14 protein-coding genes are annotated in these 18,112 nt (G+C 69.3%); 7 read left to right on the plus strand and 7 right to left on the minus strand.

What is annotated here, in order from left to right; translation table 11 throughout:
* Positions 1 to 42 precede the first annotated feature (42 nt).
* Together JW897_RS22775 and JW897_RS22780 are read left to right on the plus strand one after the other, a co-directional pair.
* The gene (locus JW897_RS22775; protein ID WP_048412647.1) at positions 43 to 960 is read left to right on the plus strand and encodes a p-hydroxyphenylacetate 3-hydroxylase reductase component; all 918 of its coding nucleotides are present in this window, start codon (positions 43 to 45) and stop codon (positions 958 to 960) included.
* 133 nt (positions 961 to 1,093) lie between these two features.
* On the plus strand, positions 1,094 to 2,677 hold the full coding sequence (locus JW897_RS22780) for a GMC family oxidoreductase (RefSeq protein WP_048412646.1): 1,584 nt from the start codon (positions 1,094 to 1,096) through the stop codon (positions 2,675 to 2,677).
* Between the two features lie 70 nt (positions 2,678 to 2,747).
* Here JW897_RS22780 and JW897_RS22785 read toward each other — a convergent pair whose 3' ends face one another.
* The 5 genes from JW897_RS22785 to JW897_RS22805 all read right to left on the minus strand — a co-directional run bounded on the left by JW897_RS22785 (position 2,748) and on the right by JW897_RS22805 (position 8,385).
* Positions 2,748 to 3,635: a DMT family transporter gene (locus tag JW897_RS22785; RefSeq protein WP_205467755.1), complete on the minus strand. Its 888-nt coding sequence runs from the start codon at positions 3,633 to 3,635 to the stop codon at positions 2,748 to 2,750.
* Positions 3,636 to 3,937: 302 nt separating this feature from the next.
* A complete protein-coding gene (locus JW897_RS22790; RefSeq protein WP_205467756.1) occupies positions 3,938 to 4,831 on the minus strand; it encodes a SphA family protein in 894 nt (297 codons plus the stop codon).
* Positions 4,832 to 4,893: 62 nt separating this feature from the next.
* Positions 4,894 to 6,117, minus strand: a complete 1,224-nt coding sequence (locus tag JW897_RS22795) for an MFS transporter (RefSeq protein ID WP_205467757.1) — start codon at positions 6,115 to 6,117, stop codon at positions 4,894 to 4,896.
* 148 nt (positions 6,118 to 6,265) lie between these two features.
* Positions 6,266 to 7,243, minus strand: coding sequence for a helix-turn-helix domain-containing protein (locus JW897_RS22800; protein ID WP_205467758.1), 978 nt, complete (start codon positions 7,241 to 7,243; stop codon positions 6,266 to 6,268).
* A 155-nt stretch (positions 7,244 to 7,398) separates the two neighbouring features.
* Positions 7,399 to 8,385: a LacI family DNA-binding transcriptional regulator gene (locus JW897_RS22805; RefSeq protein ID WP_205467759.1), complete on the minus strand. Its 987-nt coding sequence runs from the start codon at positions 8,383 to 8,385 to the stop codon at positions 7,399 to 7,401.
* Between the two features lie 313 nt (positions 8,386 to 8,698).
* On the opposite strand from JW897_RS22805, the gene ptsP reads away from it, so the two are divergent.
* The 3 genes from ptsP to JW897_RS22820 all read left to right on the plus strand — a co-directional run bounded on the left by ptsP (position 8,699) and on the right by JW897_RS22820 (position 13,948).
* Complete coding sequence (gene ptsP, locus JW897_RS22810; RefSeq protein ID WP_048412640.1) at positions 8,699 to 11,215, plus strand: phosphoenolpyruvate--protein phosphotransferase; 2,517 nt, start codon at positions 8,699 to 8,701, stop codon at positions 11,213 to 11,215.
* Positions 11,212 to 12,159: a 1-phosphofructokinase gene (pfkB, locus tag JW897_RS22815; RefSeq protein WP_205467760.1), complete on the plus strand. Its 948-nt coding sequence runs from the start codon at positions 11,212 to 11,214 to the stop codon at positions 12,157 to 12,159. The genes ptsP and pfkB overlap by 4 nt, the downstream gene beginning before the upstream one ends.
* Before the next feature lie 109 nt (positions 12,160 to 12,268).
* Positions 12,269 to 13,948 carry a PTS fructose transporter subunit IIC gene (locus JW897_RS22820; protein WP_205467761.1) on the plus strand — a complete coding sequence of 560 codons (1,680 nt, stop codon included), beginning with the start codon at positions 12,269 to 12,271 and terminating at the stop codon, positions 13,946 to 13,948.
* A 95-nt stretch (positions 13,949 to 14,043) separates the two neighbouring features.
* Here JW897_RS22820 and JW897_RS22825 read toward each other — a convergent pair whose 3' ends face one another.
* Positions 14,044 to 15,312, minus strand: coding sequence for a hypothetical protein (locus JW897_RS22825; RefSeq protein WP_048412637.1), 1,269 nt, complete (start codon positions 15,310 to 15,312; stop codon positions 14,044 to 14,046).
* Positions 15,313 to 15,481: 169 nt separating this feature from the next.
* Between JW897_RS22825 and JW897_RS22830 the strand changes: the two genes are divergently transcribed.
* Positions 15,482 to 16,207: a substrate-binding periplasmic protein gene (locus JW897_RS22830; RefSeq protein WP_205467762.1), complete on the plus strand. Its 726-nt coding sequence runs from the start codon at positions 15,482 to 15,484 to the stop codon at positions 16,205 to 16,207.
* A 67-nt stretch (positions 16,208 to 16,274) separates the two neighbouring features.
* Here JW897_RS22830 and JW897_RS22835 read toward each other — a convergent pair whose 3' ends face one another.
* Complete coding sequence (locus JW897_RS22835; RefSeq protein WP_240352343.1) at positions 16,275 to 16,832, minus strand: GNAT family N-acetyltransferase; 558 nt, start codon at positions 16,830 to 16,832, stop codon at positions 16,275 to 16,277.
* 145 nt (positions 16,833 to 16,977) lie between these two features.
* On the opposite strand from JW897_RS22835, the gene JW897_RS22840 reads away from it, so the two are divergent.
* Positions 16,978 to 18,024 (plus strand): Tle-like phospholipase domain-containing protein, encoded by a 1,047-nt coding sequence (locus tag JW897_RS22840; RefSeq protein WP_205467763.1) that lies wholly within the window; start codon positions 16,978 to 16,980, stop codon positions 18,022 to 18,024.
* Positions 18,025 to 18,112: the final 88 nt, after the last annotated feature.

Genomic DNA, 18,112 nt, shown 5'->3' on the forward strand with positions numbered 1-18,112 from the left:
CGCCGCGCCGGCCCCTGCGCCGGGCGGCCTTGAGGACACGCCATGAACGCACCCGCCCCTGCCCACGACGCGCGCGCGCTGCGCCGCGCGCTCGGCAACTTCGCCACCGGCGTCACCGTCGTCACCGCCTCCGCGCCGGACGGCGAACGCGCCGGCGTCACCGCCAACAGCTTCAACTCCGTCTCGCTGGACCCGCCGCTGGTGCTGTGGAGTCTGGACAAACGCTCCGCCAGCAACGCGGTGTTCGACCAGGCCGGCCACTTCGTCGTCCACGTGCTGGCCGCCGACCAGATCGAACTGTCCAACCGCTTCGCCCGCGCCGCCGCCGACAAATTCGCCGGCCTGACGCCGGAAACCGGCCGCGGCGGCGCGCCGCTGCTCGACGGCTGCGCCGCCCGCTTCCACTGTCGGCTGCACCAGCGGCTGGACGGCGGCGACCACTGGATACTGCTGGGTCTGGTAGAAGCCTTCGACGACGGCGGCGCCGCGCCGCTGCTCTACCACCAGGGCATGTACGCCGCCGCGCTGCCGCGCGGCCGGCCGGAGGCTGCGGAACCGCTGCCCGGCTGGCTGGGCGACAACCTGCTCTATCTGCTGACCCAGGCGCTGCAGGCCTACCAGGCCAGCTACCGGCCGCGCCAGCTCGCCGCCGGCCTGGGCGGCGGCGAAGCGCGGGTGCTGCTGGTGCTGGAACAACAGCCCGGCCTTGACGCCTGCGCGCTGCAACGCGAGGCGGCGCTGCCGCCGGGAGAGCTGGAACTGGCGGAAGCGGAACTGCTGCGCAAGGGCCTGCTGACGCGCGACGCGGACGGCTACCGCCTCAGCGCGGCCGGCCGCGAACAGGCCGCCACGCTATGGCGCGTCGCCCAGCGACAGCAGCAAGACATGCAGGCCGGCCTGGACGCTCAGGATCTGGCCGCCTGCAAGCGCGCGCTGCGCGCCTTGATCCGCCAGACCTGAGCCGCCCCCCTCCCGCGTCCGCGGCGGTCAAGACCCGGGGCCTTCCCGGTCAAGGCCACCGCGCGCGGCCGCCCTATGCTGGAGCGGCCGCCCATCCTCAGTCGGAGGGCGGCGCGACAACAAGGGAGACACCATGCGCGACTACGACTACATCCTCATCGGAGCCGGCTCCGCCGGCTGCGTGCTGACCCACAGGCTGATAGAAGCCGGCAAGCGCGTGCTGCTGCTGGAAGACGGCCCGCCGGACGACAACCCCTACATCCGCATGCCGGCCGCCTTCATCAAGGTGCTGGGCAGCGAACGCACCGTCACCTACCGCAGCGAACCGCAGCCGGAAGCCGCCGGCAGACGCATCCACGTCCCGCAGGGCCGCACCCTGGGCGGCGGCAGCTCGGTCAACGCCATGGTCTACATCCGCGGCCAGGCCGCCGACTACGACGACTGGGCCGTCCAAGGCTGCGCGGGCTGGGATTGGGCCCAAGTGCTGCCCGCCTTCAAGAAGGCGGAAAGCCATATGCGCCTGTCCGAGCCCTATCACGGCGTGGACGGCCCGCTGACAGTCAGCGACACCCGCTACCGTCATCCGCTGAGCCTGGCCTTCGTCCAGGGCGCGCAGGAAACCGGCCTGGCTTACAACGACGACTTCAACGGCCGCCATCAGGCCGGCGTCGGCTTCTACCACACCACCACCGTCGACGGACAGCGCGGCAGCACCGCGGCCACCTATCTGGCCGCGGTCCGGCAACGGCCCGGTCTGGACCTGCGCACCGGCTGCTACGTGCAGAAAATCCTGTTCGACGGCCATCGCGCCTGTCAGGTGGAATGGCGCGACGCCGGCGGCGTCCAGCGCGCGCGCGCCGCGGCGGAAATCGTGCTCTGCGCCGGCGCGCTGTCCAGCCCCAAGCTGCTGATGCTGTCCGGCGTCGGCCCGGCCGCCCAGCTGCGCGAACACGGCGTCGCCGTGCTGCGCGACGCGCCGGCGGTGGGCGCCAATTACCAGGACCATCTGGAAGTGTCGGTCTACGGCCGGACGCGCGCGCCCATCAGCCTGCTGGGCCAGGACCGCGGCCTGGCCGCGCTGCGCCACGGCCTGCAATGGCAGCTGTTCCGCACCGGCTTGCTCAGCTCCAACGTGGTGGAGTCCGGCGGCTTCGTCGACACCGCCGGCGGCGGCCGGCCGGACATCCAGTTCCACGTGCTGCCCACCCTGGTGGGCGACGTGGACCGCGAACCGCTGCCCGGCCACGGCATTTCCATCAATCCCTGCCTGCTGCGCCCCAAATCGCGCGGCAGCGTCGCGCTGGCCGGCGCCGACCCGGCCGCGCCGCTGCGCTTCGACAGCGGCGCGCTGCGCGAGGCCGAGGACCTCGCCGGCCTGTTGCGCGGCGTCAAGCTGGCGCGCCGCATCCTGCGGGCGCCGTCGATGCGCCGGCTGATCGCCGAGGAGCTGCTGCCCTCGCCGGCCGAGGACGCCGACGACGCGCTGCTGGAACAGCACATTCGCCAGTTCGCCAAAACCGTCTACCACCCGGCCGGCACCTGCCGCATGGGCGGCGACGCCGACGCGGTGGTGGACCCGCGGCTGCGCGTCAACGGCGTGGCCGGCCTGCGCGTCTGCGACGCCTCGGTGATGCCCAACATCGTCTCCGGCAACACCAACGCGCCGGTGGTGATGATCGCCGAGCGCTGCGCGGAGTTCATGCTTTCCGGTCAGTAAGCGCCCCCCGCCTTCGTTTCAAGCTCCTGCGACGGCGGGGATGGAGCCATCCAAGCCGCGCAGCGAAGGGTTAATCCGCTCCGGCGCGGCTTGCCTTCAAATGAAACTCCGTGATCAGCATGCCCAGAATAATCAGCCCCGCCCCCAGTAAATTCAAAGGCGACAAGCGGTCGCCGGCCAAAAAATAAGCAAAAACACCGCCAAACAGCGGTTCCAGCACAATGATCAATGCGATTCGATTGGGCGAGGAGGCCACTTGAGCCCGAGTCTGCACATAAAAACCGACTGCCGTTCCCAAGAGGGCGATAGTAAGAATCGCGGCAATCGTCTCGCTTCGAAAGGGCACCGCAAACTCATTCAAGGCCAATGACTGCAGCAAGGACAAGCCTCCCACGACCGCGACCTGGACAAAGGCGATGTTTAATACCCGCGCTGTTTTGCTGACCTTGGACAAAACAACGATGTGCAAAGCGAAGGAAACCGCACAGAGCACAACCAGCATATCTCCCCAATGAATGGTCAGATTTTTCAAGGTCAGCAAAGCAAGCCCAATCGTCGCCGCGGCTGCGCCTAATAGCTGACGTTTTTCCGGGCGCACCTTTAACAGCCAATAAGCGAACAAGGGGGTAAAGACAACGGCCAAGCCCGTAATAAAACTGGCATTGGAAGCCGTGGTGTAAGCCAAGCCTTTGGTTTGGAAAAAGAAGGCCAGGTATAGCGCGACTCCAGCGGCGACTCCTCCGAAAACATCCTGCCGCGAGAATCGACTCCCTTTTACCCGCGCCACGATCCACATCGCCATCGCGGCAATGAGAAACCGGTAGGCGTTAAACGCCGAGTCGCTTAGATGGTTCAGCGCATCGTGAATAGCGACAAACGACCACCCCCATAAGACAGTGACTAAAATCAGCGCGATTTCCCATCCTTGTCTGTGACGGCGTGGATCAAGCTTACTCATGGATTTTTCTTTCCAACTAAGCGACAACGTGCGGGGGAGACGCGCAATAAGCGATCAACTTGCTCCCTATGGCGAATTTGGGACCGACAGGCAGCGGTCGTCCGGACTTCATCGCGGGGCGGGAAGCGCAGCGGGATTGCACAAGAATCCCAATCATGCGGCATCTCGATGACGGCCCGGTGAAGAAAGAACGAAGAAGAAGCCAAAACAGAAACTGAAGACGAGTACGCGCAGAAGCGTGGATCCGCCAAGAAAAACCGGGCGCGAGCGCCCGGCCGTGTCGGCGACAAACCGCCCTCCCGCTACAGCGGCGCCACCAGTTTGAGCCACAAGGCGCTGCCTTCCGGCCGATTGCGCGCCGCGAACTCCTGCAGCCACCTCAGCTCCAGACCGGCCTTGTCGAACTGGTAGCGCACGGCGGGGCCGACGGCGAAAACCTGGCCGCGAAAGCCGTTGCCCGCCACCGCCCGGCCATACTGGGTGTCGTCCGTGGTCTGCTTGATGAAATAGCCGTTCAAGCCCAGCCGCCAGGCCGGGCCGGCCGCGTAGCTCAGCGAGTAATCGAAGTGGAACTGCTGGCCGGACTGGTAATCGATGTCGCGATTCTTGCCGTTGAAGGTGTAGCTGATCTTGGACGACAGCTCCCAGCCGGACGCCGGCAGATAGGAAAAGGCGAACACCGGCCGCAGCGAATAATGATTGGCCCCCAGGTTCAACATCCGATCGCGCTCGTAGCCGCCGGTGGGCAGCACGATGTCGGCCGCCAGCGCCGTGTGCAGCGGCCCGTCATCGCCCCAGGCCAACACCGGCCCCAGCACCGCGTCGCCCAGGCCGCTGCGGCTGTCGTGTGCGCCGCCGGCGTCCAGGCTCAGGCTGGCCAGCGGCGCCAGCGCGAAACCGCCCAGCCGCCCGCCCCACAGCGTCCGGTCCGACATGTACAGCAAGCGCGGCACCAGCACGTCGGCGCGCAGTTTGAAGCCCGGCACGGCGGCGTTGCCGGCGTCGTCGTTGAAACGGTTGGCCTGGTAATGGGTGTAGTAGAACACGCCGTACCAGCCGGCCGGCGGCAAGGCTCCGGCGAGAAAACCCTCGGCGCCGGCGCCTATGGTGTCCGCGCCGGACTGGGTGGCTTGCGCCGTCGCGCAGGCCAGCGCCGCCGACAGCCCGGCCAGCGCCTTGATCCATTTTTTGTGCATGATATTCCCCGTCATGGAGGGCGACGTCCCGTCGCGGCGGGACGCGCAATGAGAATGGCGGCTCAGCGCAGCGCCCGTTCGGCTTCCAGCGCGGCCCCGCGCGGCCTCAGCCGCAGCGGCGCGGTTTCGCGCAGGCCCAGCGACAGCAGCGCCGGCAACAAGGCGCCGGCCATGGCGATCCACATCACGATGGACAGGCCGTAGCGATCGGCGGCGAAGCCCGCCACCGTAGGCGCGACGAAACCGCCGGCCAGCTCGCCCACCCCCATGATCATGCCCAGCGCGGTGGCGATGCGCCGCGGCGACACCGTCTCCGCCGGAATCGTGGCCATGAACAGGGTGAAGCAGCCCAAGCCGGTGTAGCTGAGAAAGACCAGCGGCAGCAGCCAAGCCATGCGGTCCACCTCCAACAACACCAGCGGGCAGCAGGCGGCGATCAGGGAAAACGCCACCATCGCCGGCTTGCGGCCGATGCGGTCAGAAATCGCCGGCACCAGCGCGCCCCACGCCACCCAGGCGAAGCCCAGGCTGCTCATCACCGCCCCCATCGCCTGGGGACTCATGCCCTTGACCTGGATCAGAAAGGTGGGCGTGAACGAGATCAGGATGATGAACCAGGTGATGTAACTGCAGGCGATCAGCACGCACAGCAGAATGTTGCGCTCGCCCAGCAGCTGGACGAAGCCGCCGCCCCGACCGGCCGACGCCGGCGCGGGCGCCGGCTCGCGCACATGCCGCCACGCCAGCCAGGCGATCAGCAGACCAGGCAGGCAGGACAGGTAGAAGGCGGCGCGCCAGCCGTAGGATTCGGCCAGCGCCACCAGCAGCGGCGGCCCCAGCACCGCGCCCAGCAAGCCAGGCGCGGAGCCGTTGACGATGCCCATATTGAAACCGCGCCGCGCCGGCGTGGACGCCGCCGCCAGCAGTGACTGGGAAATGGGCAGCACCGGTCCTTCGGCCACGCCCATCAGCGCGCGGAACAACAGCAAGGACAGAAAGCCGGCCACCAGACCGGAGGCGGCGGAAAACAGCGAGAACGCCAGCACCGCCGCCACCAGCATCGGCTTCTTCACGCCGCGCCGGTCCGACCACGCGCCCAGGCCCAGTCCGGACAGCGACCAGGTCAGCGCCAGCGCCGACGCCAGCATGCCCAGGTGCGCGGGGCTCAAGCGCAGCTCGGCCGCCATGAAGGGGAATAAAAAGGACAGCGCCAGCCGGTCGAAAAACACGAAGCCGAAACTCAGCGCCAGGATGGCCAGCAGTTTGTTTTCATAGGAGAGGCGCATGGCGGGCCTCTCTTTCGCAAGCGGCGCGCGCGCAGCCGCCCGTTGATGTGCGCATGATGGTGTCTCCTCATTATTAGGTGGGCGTCCGTCGCGCTCGACAGCGCGGCGAACCCGTCCACTCTAACGATGGGAAGAACGCGAAATTTGCCTAATGAGGACAGTCTTGTTGTCTGGGAAGGACGCGCGCGGCCAAGGCCTCGGCCCGGGTCTGACTCGGCGTTTCACCGTAACGGCGTTTGTAACTGCGGCAAAAATGGGCGATGTGGTTGAAGCCCCAGCGGAAGGCCAGCTCGCTGACCGAGAGATGGCGCAGCGCCGGATCGGCCAGGTCCACGCGGCAGCGCTCCAGCCGACGACCCCACAGATGGCGCGCCACCGATTCGCCCTCCTGCTCGAAGATGCGGGCCAGCTGGCGCGCGGACACGCCCACCGCGCGGCTGATGCGTTCGCAGTCCAGGTCGTCCTCGGCCAGATGCCGTTCGATATAGGCCTTGGCCCGCCACAGGCTGCACAAGGTGGAACGGGACGCCGGCAGGCCCTGGCGCGCGCTCCACAGCGAGTGCAGCCACTCCAGCAGCTGGCTGGCCAGATGCCGCCGCGCGGCCGCGCCGCCGCAAAGCAGGCGATGGGCGGCCAGGGCGTCCATGCCGGCGGCGCGCTCGATGCGCACCAGGCCGCGCTCGTTCCATACGCCCACCTGTTCCTGGAACAAGGACCGCGGAATGTCCAGCACCGCCATCGCCATATCGGCCGGAAAGCCGTGGCCGTAAGGGCGCGCGGTATCGTACAGCACCACGTCGCCCGGGCCGTGGCGGGCGCATTCCACGCCCTGGTGGCTGAAGCCCTCGCCCTGCAGCATCAGACAGGCGAAGATGGAGTCCCGGCCGTCCCGGCTCAGGCTGTGGCCGCTACGCGTCACCGCGTGCTGGTTGGCGCGTATCGTGGCCATGCGCAGCAAGCCGAAATCCCGCCAGTCCCGCGACGCCTCCAGCCGCTCTTCCGGGCGGCGGTCGCACTCCACCCGGACCAATAGGCGGTCCACCTCGCTCAGCCAGAAATCCAGCTTGTCGCCGTCCGCCGCCTGGCGGGTGGAAAGATGAATGTCGCCGGCGAAACGCGTGTCCATGGCGGGCCTCCCTCTAGCGGCCGCCCGGCTGGGCGGCGATGGCTGAAACGGCATCGGCAAATCATGGCACAACATTTAATACATTAAAAATTGAATCCGCGGACGCCGGTCCGCCCGCCCGCGCGGCTGTCTCGCCCCCGCCACAGCCGCGGCGGCTAACCGGCGGCCAGGCTGGAGCCCCGCACCACCAGCCGGCCGGTCAGCACCACCTTGCGCGTCGGCCGCTGCGGCTGTTCCAGCCGCTCCAACAGCATGGCCATCGCCGCGCGGCCGATCTCGTCCACCGGCTGCTCTATCACCGTCAGCCCCGGCCCGGCCAGCTCGGTCCAGCTGTCGTTGTCGAAACCGGCCAGCGCCAGCTGACGCGGCAGTTCCAGACCCAGCGCGCGCACCGCGCGCATCGCGCCCAGCAAGAGCAGGCCGTTGCTGATCACCAGCGCCTGCGGCGCCTCCGTCTCGGCCAGCCAGGCGGACACCGCCTGCTGCGCCGCCTCGGCCGTGGGCGCGACGAAGCGCGCCGGCGCGGCCAGCCCGGCGGCCGTCAGCGCGGCGGCGAAGCCGGCGTGCCGTTCCGCGCCGGTGCTGCTGGTATTGCCGAACAGCCCGCCGATGCGGCGGTGGCCCTGCTCGCGCAGATGGCTGACCAGCAGGCCGGCGGCGGCGGCGTTGTCCAGCACCACCGCGTCGGCCGCGCCGCCGGGCGCGGCGCGGTCGATCAGCACCACCGGAAAGCCCAGCGCTTCGGCGTCCAGCGTCTCCGCCGTGGCGCGGGTGGCGGCGAAGATCACCCCGGTGACGCGCTCCTCCTGCATCAGCCTGAGGTACATCGCCTCCTTGTCCGGGTTCTCGTCGGTATTACACAGAATCACCCGCATGCCGGCCTGGTAGGCCACATCCTCCACCGCGCGGCTGACCGCGGTGAAGAAGGGGTTGCGGATATCGGACACGATCAGGCCTATGGTGTCGCTGTGCCGCGAGCGCAAGCGCCGCGCCGACAGATTGGGCCGATACCCGGTGGCGGCGATGGCCGCCTCCACCTTGGCCTTCAGCGCTGCGCTCACCGGGCCCTTGGCCAGGGCCCGCGACACGGTGGCCACCGACACGCCGGCCGCCAGCGCCACATCCTTGATGCTGACCGTCATATGAAATCGTTTTCTCTCGCCATGATCGACATTGGGTTTCCCCAAGCATACCCCCAAAGCGTAATTTTACAACACTGGCGCTTGAGACAGCACAAAGATGTAGCGGCAGCGCTACGACTATGTTGACAGTAAAAATGTAATCGTTTTCAATTCACTCAGCGCATGGACGGCCCCGCCCCGCCGCAAAGACAGCTGGCGAGCGCGGACCGATCCGCTATACAGAGCCTGTTCGGAGCCCAGCCCCCGCCGCGCGGCGGAGCCTGAACGGATTCCAAGCACAGCGCTGCCACCTGAACCGACTGAAGAGACCGCCATGCACGACACCGGATCGCCCTCCTCCTTGATCCAGCCCGAACTGATCCGGCTGGGCTGTCAGCCCGCAGACAAAGAGGCGGCCATCCGCCTGGCCGGACAATTGCTGGCCGACGCCGGCTGCATAGAACCCGCCTACATCGACAGCCTGCTGCGGCGCGAGGCGGTGGCCAACACCTTCCTGGGCAACGGCCTGGCCATTCCCCACGGCATGGTGGAGGACCGCCAGTTGATCCGCCGCACCGGCATCGCCATCGTGCAGATTCCGGACGGCCTGGAATGGAACCCCGGTCAGCGCACCCGGCTGTTGTTCGCCATCGCCGCCCAGTCCGACGAACACATCACCCTGCTGCGCCGGCTGACCCGGCTGCTGCAGGACGAGGCCCGGCTCGAACAATTGTTCAGCGCCCGGGAGCCGGCCCAGGTGCTGGCCCTGCTGGAAGACGCGCCTGCGGCCGCGGCCGGCGACGCCGCCGCCGATCTGGCCGAGCGCGCGCAATGGATAGTCGACTACCCCAACGGCCTGCACGCGCGCCCGGCCGCGCAATGGGTGGAGGCCGCGCGCCGCCACGCCGCCCAGCTGCAAGTGCGTCACGGCCAGGACGCCGCCGACGCCAAAAACCTGATCAGCCTGCTGCAACTGGGCTTGCGCCACGGCGACACCGTCACCGTGTCCGCCCAGGGACCGGACGCCGCCGCCGCGCTGGCCGGCCTGCTGGCCGCGATGCGCGACGCCTCGGCGCAGGAACAGACCGACGCCGCGCTGGCCGCGCAAAAAGCGCAGCTGCTGGCGGCGCAACAGGGCTGGATTCCGCCCGGCCATCCGCTGTCCATCGCCGGCGTCGCCGCCAGCCCCGGCCTCGCCATCGGCCATGTGCGCGTGCTGCACGCCGGCCAGCTGAAAGTACCGGACCGTCCGGTGGCGCTGGGCGAAGGCGGCGACCGCCTGCACGCGGCGCTGAACGCCACCCGCGCCGAACTGAACGAACTGGCCGCGGCCACCGCCAGCCGGCTGGGCAAGGCCGAGGCCGGCATTTTCCAGGCCCAGGCCGAACTGCTGTCCGACACCGATCTGATCACCCTGACCTGCCAATTGATGGTGGGCGGCCACGGCGTGGAATGGGCCTGGCACCAGGCGGTGGAACGGATGGCGGAACGGCTGGCCGCGCTGGGCAATCCGCTGCTGGCGGCGCGCGCCGCCGATCTGCGCGACGTGGGCCGCCGCGTGCTGCGCCAGTTGGACCCGGCGCTGAACAGCGCCACCCTGGCCGACATCGACGGCGACGACTGCATTCTGCTGGCCGCCGACCTCACCCCGTCCGACACCGCCACCCTGGACACCGGCCGCATCCGCGCGCTGGCCACCGCCCAGGGCGGCCCCACCTCGCACACCGCCATCCTGGCGCGCACCCTGGGTCTGCCAGCGCTGGTGGCCGGCGGCCCGGCGCTGCTGGACATCGCCGACGGCACCCCGGCCATCCTGGACGGCATCGGCGGCCGGCTCTACCTGAACCCCGGCGAGCAGGATCTGGCCTCGGCCCGCGACTGGTTGCAGGCCCAGCAGCGCACCCAGCAGCAGCAGGCGGAACAGCGGCAGCGCCCGGCGGTAACCCCGGACGGCCACCGCGTGGAAATCGCCGCCAACATCAACCGCCCGGACCAGGTGGCCGCCGCGCTTGACGCCGGCGCCGAGGGCGTGGGCCTGATGCGCACCGAATTCCTGTTCCTAGAGCGCGAGCAGGCACCCAGCGAGGACGAGCAGTTCCACACCTACAGCGCCATGCTGGACGCGCTGGACGGCCGGCCGCTGATCGTGCGCGCGCTGGACATAGGCGGCGACAAGCAGGTGGATTACCTGAAGCTGCCGGCCGAGGAAAACCCCTTCCTAGGTATGCGCGGCTCGCGCCTGCTGCTGCGCCGCCGCGACCTGCTGGAGCCGCAGCTGCGCGCGCTCTACCGCGCCGCCCGCGGCGGCCAGCCGCTGTCCATCATGTTCCCGATGATCACCTCGCTGAAGGAAATCACCCGGCTCAAGGGCTGGTGCGAAGGCCTGCGCCGCGAACTGGACGCGCCGGCGGTGCCGCTGGGCATCATGGTGGAAGTGCCGGCCGCGGCGCTGCTGGCCGACCAGTTGGCCGAATACGTGGACTTCTTCTCCATCGGCACCAACGACCTGACCCAGTACACGCTGGCGATGGACCGCCAGCACCCGGAGCTGGCGGCCGAGGCCGACAGCCTGCACCCGGCCGTGCTGCGGCTGATCCAGCACACCGTGGCCGGCGCCGCCCGTCATCAACGCTGGGTGGGCGTGTGCGGCGGCATCGCCGGCGACCCTTTCGGCGCCGCGCTGCTGACCGGCCTGGGCGTGGCCGAGCTGTCGATGAGCCCGCGCGACGTGGCCGCGGTCAAGGCCAAGCTGTGCGCCAACGGCCAAGACCGGCTGCGCGAGCTGGCGCAGCAGGCGCTGGCCTGCGACAGCGCCGACGAAGTGCGCATGCTGGCGCGGGAGCTGACATGAGCGCGCGCGTCCACACCGTCACCCTGAATCCGGCGCTGGACCAGACCATCGCCCTGGCCCGGCTGACGCCCGGCGCGGTCAACCTGGCGCAAAGCGCCAGCAGCAACGCCGGCGGCAAGGGCGTCAACGTGGCCAGCTGCCTGGCGGACTGGGGCGCGCCGGTCGGCGTCTGCGGCCTGCTGGGCCGCAACAACAGCGAAGCCTTCGAACAGCTGTTCCTGGACAAGCGCATCGCCGACCACATGCTGCGCCTGCCCGGCGACACCCGGGTCAACATCAAGCTGGCCGACCTTTCCAGCGGCGACACCACCGACGTCAACCTGCCCGGCATCGCCGCCGGCGAAGCCCAGCTGGAGCAAGTGGGCGCCGAGCTGGCCGCCCGGCTGCGCCCCGGCGACATCGTGGCGCTGTGCGGCAGCCTGCCGCCCGGCCTGCCCGCCGACAGCTATCTGCGGCTGTGCCGGCTGCTGCGGCCGCTGGGCGCGCGGCTGCTGCTGGACAGCAGCGGGGAGGCGCTGAGCCAGGCGCTGAACGGCGACGCGCCGCCGCACTGCGTCAAGCCCAACCGTCACGAACTGGAGCTCTGGGCCGGCCGCGCGCTGCCCGACACCGCCGCGGTGCTGGCTTGCGCGCGCGGGCTGCTGCAGCGCGGCGTGGAACAGGTGGTGGTGTCGCTGGGCGCGGACGGCGCCTTGTTCGCCTCCCGCGACCGCGCGCTGCTGGCTTCCTTGCCCGCGCAACAGCCGCTGAGCACCGTGGGCGCCGGCGACGCGCTGGTGGCCGGCCTGGCCGCGGCGCGGCTGGACGGGCTGGACCTCGAGGCCGAAGCCCGGCTGGCGGTGGCCTTCGCCGCCGCCAAGCTGGCGCGCGTCGGCCCGCACCTGCCGCCGCCGGAACAGGTGCGCGCCCTGGCGACGCAAGTCCGGCTGCAGAGCCTGGACTAAACGCCGGTTTTCGATCCGCCGCACATCGGCGGACGAGCCGCGGCCAGACCATCCGGCATCAGGGACTTTGCCTGCGGCTCCAAACCAAAAACACAAGGGAAACAACGCCATGAACCTACTTGCCATCATCGACGCCGGCGAGCGCAGCACCCAGGGCCGGCTGGCCGCGGAAGCGCTGCGCCAGGCCGCCCAAGGGCTCGGGCACTCTCTGAGCCTGGAACTGGACCGCGCGCCGCCGCTGGCCGCGGCCGAACTCGCCGCCGCCCAGGCCGCGCTGTTGATCGGCGTCGTCGCCGATCCGCGCCTGAACGGCCTGCCGGCGCTCAGCCTGAGCCTGGACCAGGCCTTGGCCGACCCGGCCGACGCCGTCCGCCGCGCCGCGGCGCTGAGCGCCCCGGCAGGCAAGGCGCTGCGCATCGTCGCCGTCACCTCCTGCCCCACCGGCATCGCCCACACCTTCATGGCGGCGGAAGGGCTTAGCCAGGCCGCTCAGGCGCTGGGCCACGCCATCCGCGTGGAAACCCAGGGCTCGGTGGGCGCGCAGAGCGCGCTCAGCGCCGGCGAGATCGCCGAGGCCGACCTGGTGCTGATCGCCGCCGACACCCAGGTGGAGTTGAGCCGCTTCCACGGCAAGCGCCTGTTTCAAAGCGGCACCAAGGCCGCCATCAACGACGGCCAGGCGCTGCTGCGCCGCGCCATCGCCGAAGCCGCGCCCCATCAGCCGGAAGCGGCCGACGCCGCGCCGGAAAAAGCGGCCAGCGAGCGCAGCGGCCCGTACAAGCACCTGATGACCGGCGTCTCCTTCATGCTGCCCTTCGTCACCGCCGGCGGCATCATGATCGCGCTGGCCTTCGCGCTGGGCGGCATCTACGCCTTCGACGACGCCCACAAAGGCACGCTGGCCTGGGCGCTGTTCCAGATCGGCGCCAAATCCGCCTTCGCGCTGATGGTGCCCATCCTCGCCGGCTACATCGCCTACTCCATCGCCAACCGTCCCGGCATCGCGCCCGGCATGGTGGGCGGCATGCTGGCCGCCAGCCTGGGCTCCGGCTTTCTCGGCGGCATCATCGCCGGCTTCATCGCCGGCTACGGCACCGATTGGCTGAATCGCAAGATCCAGCTGGGCCGCAATCTGGACGGCCTCAAGCCGGTGCTGATCCTGCCGGTGCTGGGCTCGCTGCTGGTGGGCCTGCTGATGATCTACGTGATCGGCGGCCCGGTGGCCGCCTTGCTGGGCATGCTGACCGAGGCGCTGAAGAGCCTGCAGGGCAGCAGCGCGCTGGTCTTGGGCGCCATCATAGGCGCGATGATGGCCTTCGACATGGGCGGCCCGGTCAACAAGGCCGCCTACGCCTTCTCCACCGGCCTGATCGCCAGCCAGGTCTATACGCCGATGGCCGCGGCGATGGCCGCCGGCATGACGCCGCCGCTGGGCATCGCGCTGGCCACCAAGCTGTTCGCCGACCGCTTCAGCGCCGACGAGCGCGAGGCGGGCAAGGCCGCCGGCGTGCTGGGCCTGGCCTTCATCAGCGAAGGCGCCATTCCCTTCGCCGCGCGCGACCCGCTGCGGGTGATCCCGGCGCTGATGCTGGGCTCCGCGGTGGCCGGCGCCATCTCCATGCTGGCCGGGGCGGAACTGAAGGTGCCGCACGGCGGCGTCTTCGTGCTGCCCATCCCCAACGCCGTCAGCCACCTGGGCTTCTACCTGCTGGCGCTGCTGGCCGGCACCGTGGTCACCGCGATCGCGCTGCGCGCCTTGAAAAAGCCCGCCCAGGCCGCAGCGGCCTGAGCCGGGCGCCCAAGCAAAAGCCCCTCCCCGCCGTAAGCGGGAGGGGCTTTTCTACGCGGGCTTCAAGACCGCGGCGCCGCGAAGCGTAAACCTCCTCAGAGACGCAAGCCCACCCCCAGCTGCGGCCGCGCCAGCCCGGCCAAGGCCATCTGCACCGAGGCCGAGGCGCGCTCGAACGCCTGGTCGATGCGCAGCTCGTCCCCCGGCCCCGCCATCTGCAAATCCGCCTTCAACATCTTGCCGATGCCGGACAGGGTCTCCGTCACCTCCGCGCCGCGCTCGTTGAAACGCTCCAGCAGCTTGTGCAGGGGGTAATGCTTCCTGGCCACCGCCGAATCCTTGCCGGCCAGGTAGTTGCGGCCCACCGTCTCCGCCAGCGAGCAGCCTTCGCGCTTGAACAGGTAATCGATGTCGTTGAAGCGCTCCGCCTCGAACGCCTCGCCAAACTTGGCGCGGCCAAAATCGATGGCCTTCAGAAACACCGCGCCGTCCTCCTTGCGTTCGTGCACCAGCAGGTTCTGCATGTGCAGATCGCGGTGGGACAGCTGATGGCAGTAGAAAGTCCTGGCCATGTCCACCAATTGCGCCGCCACGCTGCGGGCCTGGTCCAGCGACAACAGCGGCAGGCCGACGTCCAGTTCGCGGCTGACGATGACCGCAGGGTCGTACTGCTCGACCCGGGCGTAGGCGAACTTGTCGCTGACACCCGGCGGCGCGGCGATCTGCTGCTGGGTGGACAGATAATCCCGCAGCGCCGGGCGGGATTCGGCGTACGCCTCCAGCTGGCCTTCGCGGACGAAATCCGCCCGCCCCACCTCGTCCCGCGCCTGCAACACCCCGGTATCGGCGTGAAAGCGCTTGTGCACCCCGCCGGAAGCGAAATCGCCGTCCAGCAGATACATCAGCCCCGGCGAGACGTCCATCCGGTAATCCGCCAGCGACGCCGCCTGCGCTTGCGCCTGTTCGGCACCCAGCGGCGCGCCCAGGCGCGCCAGAATCACCTCCCGCCCCTCCGGCGACAAGCGCTCCGTTTTCAGCGGCTGGCCGTTGATGCAATAACTGATCTTGCCGCCGCCCTGCTCCGGCGCCACCGCAACCGTGAACAAGGTCCGGTTGCTGGGCGTGGCCAGCTGCGCCAAGCGATTGAAAATATCGAAGGAGCGCGCCGGCGACTGGCTGTCCACCAGCTTGAACAGCGTGTTCAAGGCATCCTGTTTTTTCTCGGCGCGGAACACGTCCTTGAACTTGTCCCACAAGCCCATGTGCGTGGCCGTCTGCCGGTCTCCGCTCATCATGCGGGCCACGCGCTCGTTGCTGAGGGAAAACGCCGGACCGCCGGCGCTGAAACTAATGGAAGAAGACATCGCGGCTTACCTGAATAGTGCGTATGGACTCCGCCGCGCCCTGTAAACGGGGCGGCCCTTGCAGCCATTCTCGGCAAGGCGGCGTCCGGGCGCTTGCAAAAACCGCCCGGCTTGCCGCTCCGCCCCGCTCCGGCTATACCGACGGAAGGCGGCGACGACGGGAGCAACCATGAGGCGTGTGTTGAGCATGCTGTTGTTTTGCGGGGCAGCCTGGGCGGCCCAGCCGGAGACTTGGCGCATCGCCGGCGACATCCAGTTCGCGCCCTACAGCTACCAGAACGAAGCCGGCGCCAAGCCCCAGGGCCTGGACGTGGAGATTGTTCAGGCGGTGATGGCGGAAGCCAGAATCCCCTATCAGCTGCACCTCTATCCCTGGGAACGCGTCAAGCAGATGCTGGGCAACGGCGACGTGGACATGGCCTTCCAGTTCGCCGGCACCGCCGAGCGGCGCGGCCAGTACGAACTGGCCGGCCCGATACGCACCGGCCGCACCGTGTTCATGGTGTTGAAGCAGAACGGCCTGCAAAACTGGAACACCCTGGCCGATCTGGCCCCGCTGACCATAGGCCAGGTCCACGGCTACGCCTACGAATCCGCCTTCGACAAGGCCCAGCTCAAGCGCGACGCCAGCGCCACCAATCCCGAGCAACTGCTGCTGATGCTGCTGGCCGGCCGCATCGACCTGATCGTCGGCGACCGCGGCCAGTTGCTCTACTACGCCCGCCAGCTGCGCGCGCTGCCGCATGTGCGCATCCTGTCCAAGCCGCTGGTGGAAATGCCGCGCTTCGTCGCCTTCGCCAAGGGCGACAGCCGCGCCGCTCAATTCAACGCCGCCTTGGCCCGGCTGCAGCAAAACGGCAAGCTGCAGACGATTTACAACCACTGGCAGCAATGAGCGGCCGCCGCACCATGCCGCGGGCGACAAAAAGGCCGCCTGACGGCGGCTGTTCTCCCCCCCGGCTTCACACCTCAGGCGCCGCCGCGCGCCACTCCGCCGCCGACAAGCGATACAGGCAGTGGCGCCGCAGCGGATGCCCGGGCGCCAACGCCGGATGATCGAAATCCCGGCCGCTGTCGCGCATGCCCAGCCGCCGCATCAGCCGCTGCGACGGCAGATTGGGCAAGGCGGTGAAGGACACGATCTCGTCCAGCGCCAACTCGTCGAAACCGAAGGCCAGCGCCCGGCGCGCGGCCTCGCTGGCGTAGCCGCGGCCCCAGGACTCGCGCCGCAGCCGCCAGCCCACCTCCACGCAGGGCATGCACGGCAGTTCCGCGCGCGGCACCGCCAGACCGACGAAACCGATGAAATCGCCGGACGCCTTCTCCTCCACCGCCCAGAACCCCCAACCGCGCTCCGCTATCCATCCACGCTGGCGCGCCATGCCTTCCGCGCTCTCTTCGGCGCTCAGCAAGGCCGGAAAATAGCGCATCACCTCCGGGTCCCGCCCCATCGCGACGAAGGGCGCCAGATCCTCGTCCCGCCACTGGCGCAGCAATAAACGCTCGGTTTCCATTTCCATCGCGGCTCCTTCCGCTGCGTGTATTTTCGTTCCGGACTCGCCATTATCACGGAACCGTAACCGCCGGCTGAGTAAAATCTGCAAGGCAAACCGCCCGCGCGCCCTTAGCATGCGGCGAATCAACTTTCACTCGCGTCTGCCCACCATGCTCATTCAAGCCTCCCGCGCCGCCGCGTCCCGGCCGGCCGCCGCCGAAACCGAAGCCGCCCGCCCCAAGACCGCGCCCAGCGCGATGCCGACGCGGCTCAGCCAAGCGGAAAACCGCGCCGACGCCCCCGCCTCGTCCCGAACCGCGCCGCGCGCCAACCCGCTGGACGGCCTCTGCGCGCCGCAGACGCTGGAAAGCCTCAAGCCCGAGCCGGCCCGGCAAAGGCTCAAGGACAGCGCCCTGCTCGCCAACTTCCCCTATAGCCGGGACCTGGACAGCCTGCGCGCCACCCAGTGGAGCCCGGACGCCGAACTGGCGCGGCTGCTGGCCAAGGGCAGCAAGCTGGAGTTCCAGCCGCAGCAGGCGCGCCTGATGGACCCGGAAAGCGGCCTGGTGGCCTATGTGTTCCGCAACAAGGCGGCCGGGGAAATCCGCCTGGTCTTCGGCGGCACCACCAGCGGCCGCGGCGTGGGCGGCCTGGCTCAGCGCAATCTGAAAAACCTGGCCAGCGTCGCGCGGCAGTGGCGCGCCAACATCGGCAACGCCGCCTTTGGCGGCCGTCCCGCCTGCTACGCTCAGGCCGCCCAGCTCACCGCCAAGCTGCAAGGGCTGGCCGCCGGCCTGCCGCTGATGCGCGGCGGCGAGCCCGACTACACTGTCAGCACCGGCGGCCATTCGCTGGGCGGCGGCATGGCCGCCTACGCGGCGATGAAGCTGTCCACCCCGCAACGCCCCGTCCACGCCGAATGCTTCAGCAGCGCCCAGTTCGGCCGCGGCCTGCAGCGCGAACTGCTGGCGCGGCACGACAACAATCTGGATCAGGCGCGCGCGGCCTCGGCCCATATCCGCCATTACTGCGTCCAGGGCGATCTGGTGCCGGCGCTGGACGGCCTGCTGCCGGTGCGCCACGTCGGCCAGCTCTATCTGCTGCCGGCCAACCGGCAGGCCGACGACAGCCGCCTGGGCCGCCACGACAAATTCCTGGATCATGTGCAAGACTTCGTCGCCGGCGACTGGCAAGGACAATCGCGGTTTTACGCCTAGACTCCGGAGCCGCCGCCCGGGCAAGGCCGGGCGCCAAGATTGGCGGCCCGCCGGCCGATGCCGCCGTCTTGACCCCCAGATTCCCGCT

Origin of the sequence: Chromobacterium alkanivorans, from assembly GCF_016937655.1 — a bacterium.
Lineage (GTDB): Bacteria > Pseudomonadota > Gammaproteobacteria > Burkholderiales > Chromobacteriaceae > Chromobacterium > Chromobacterium alkanivorans.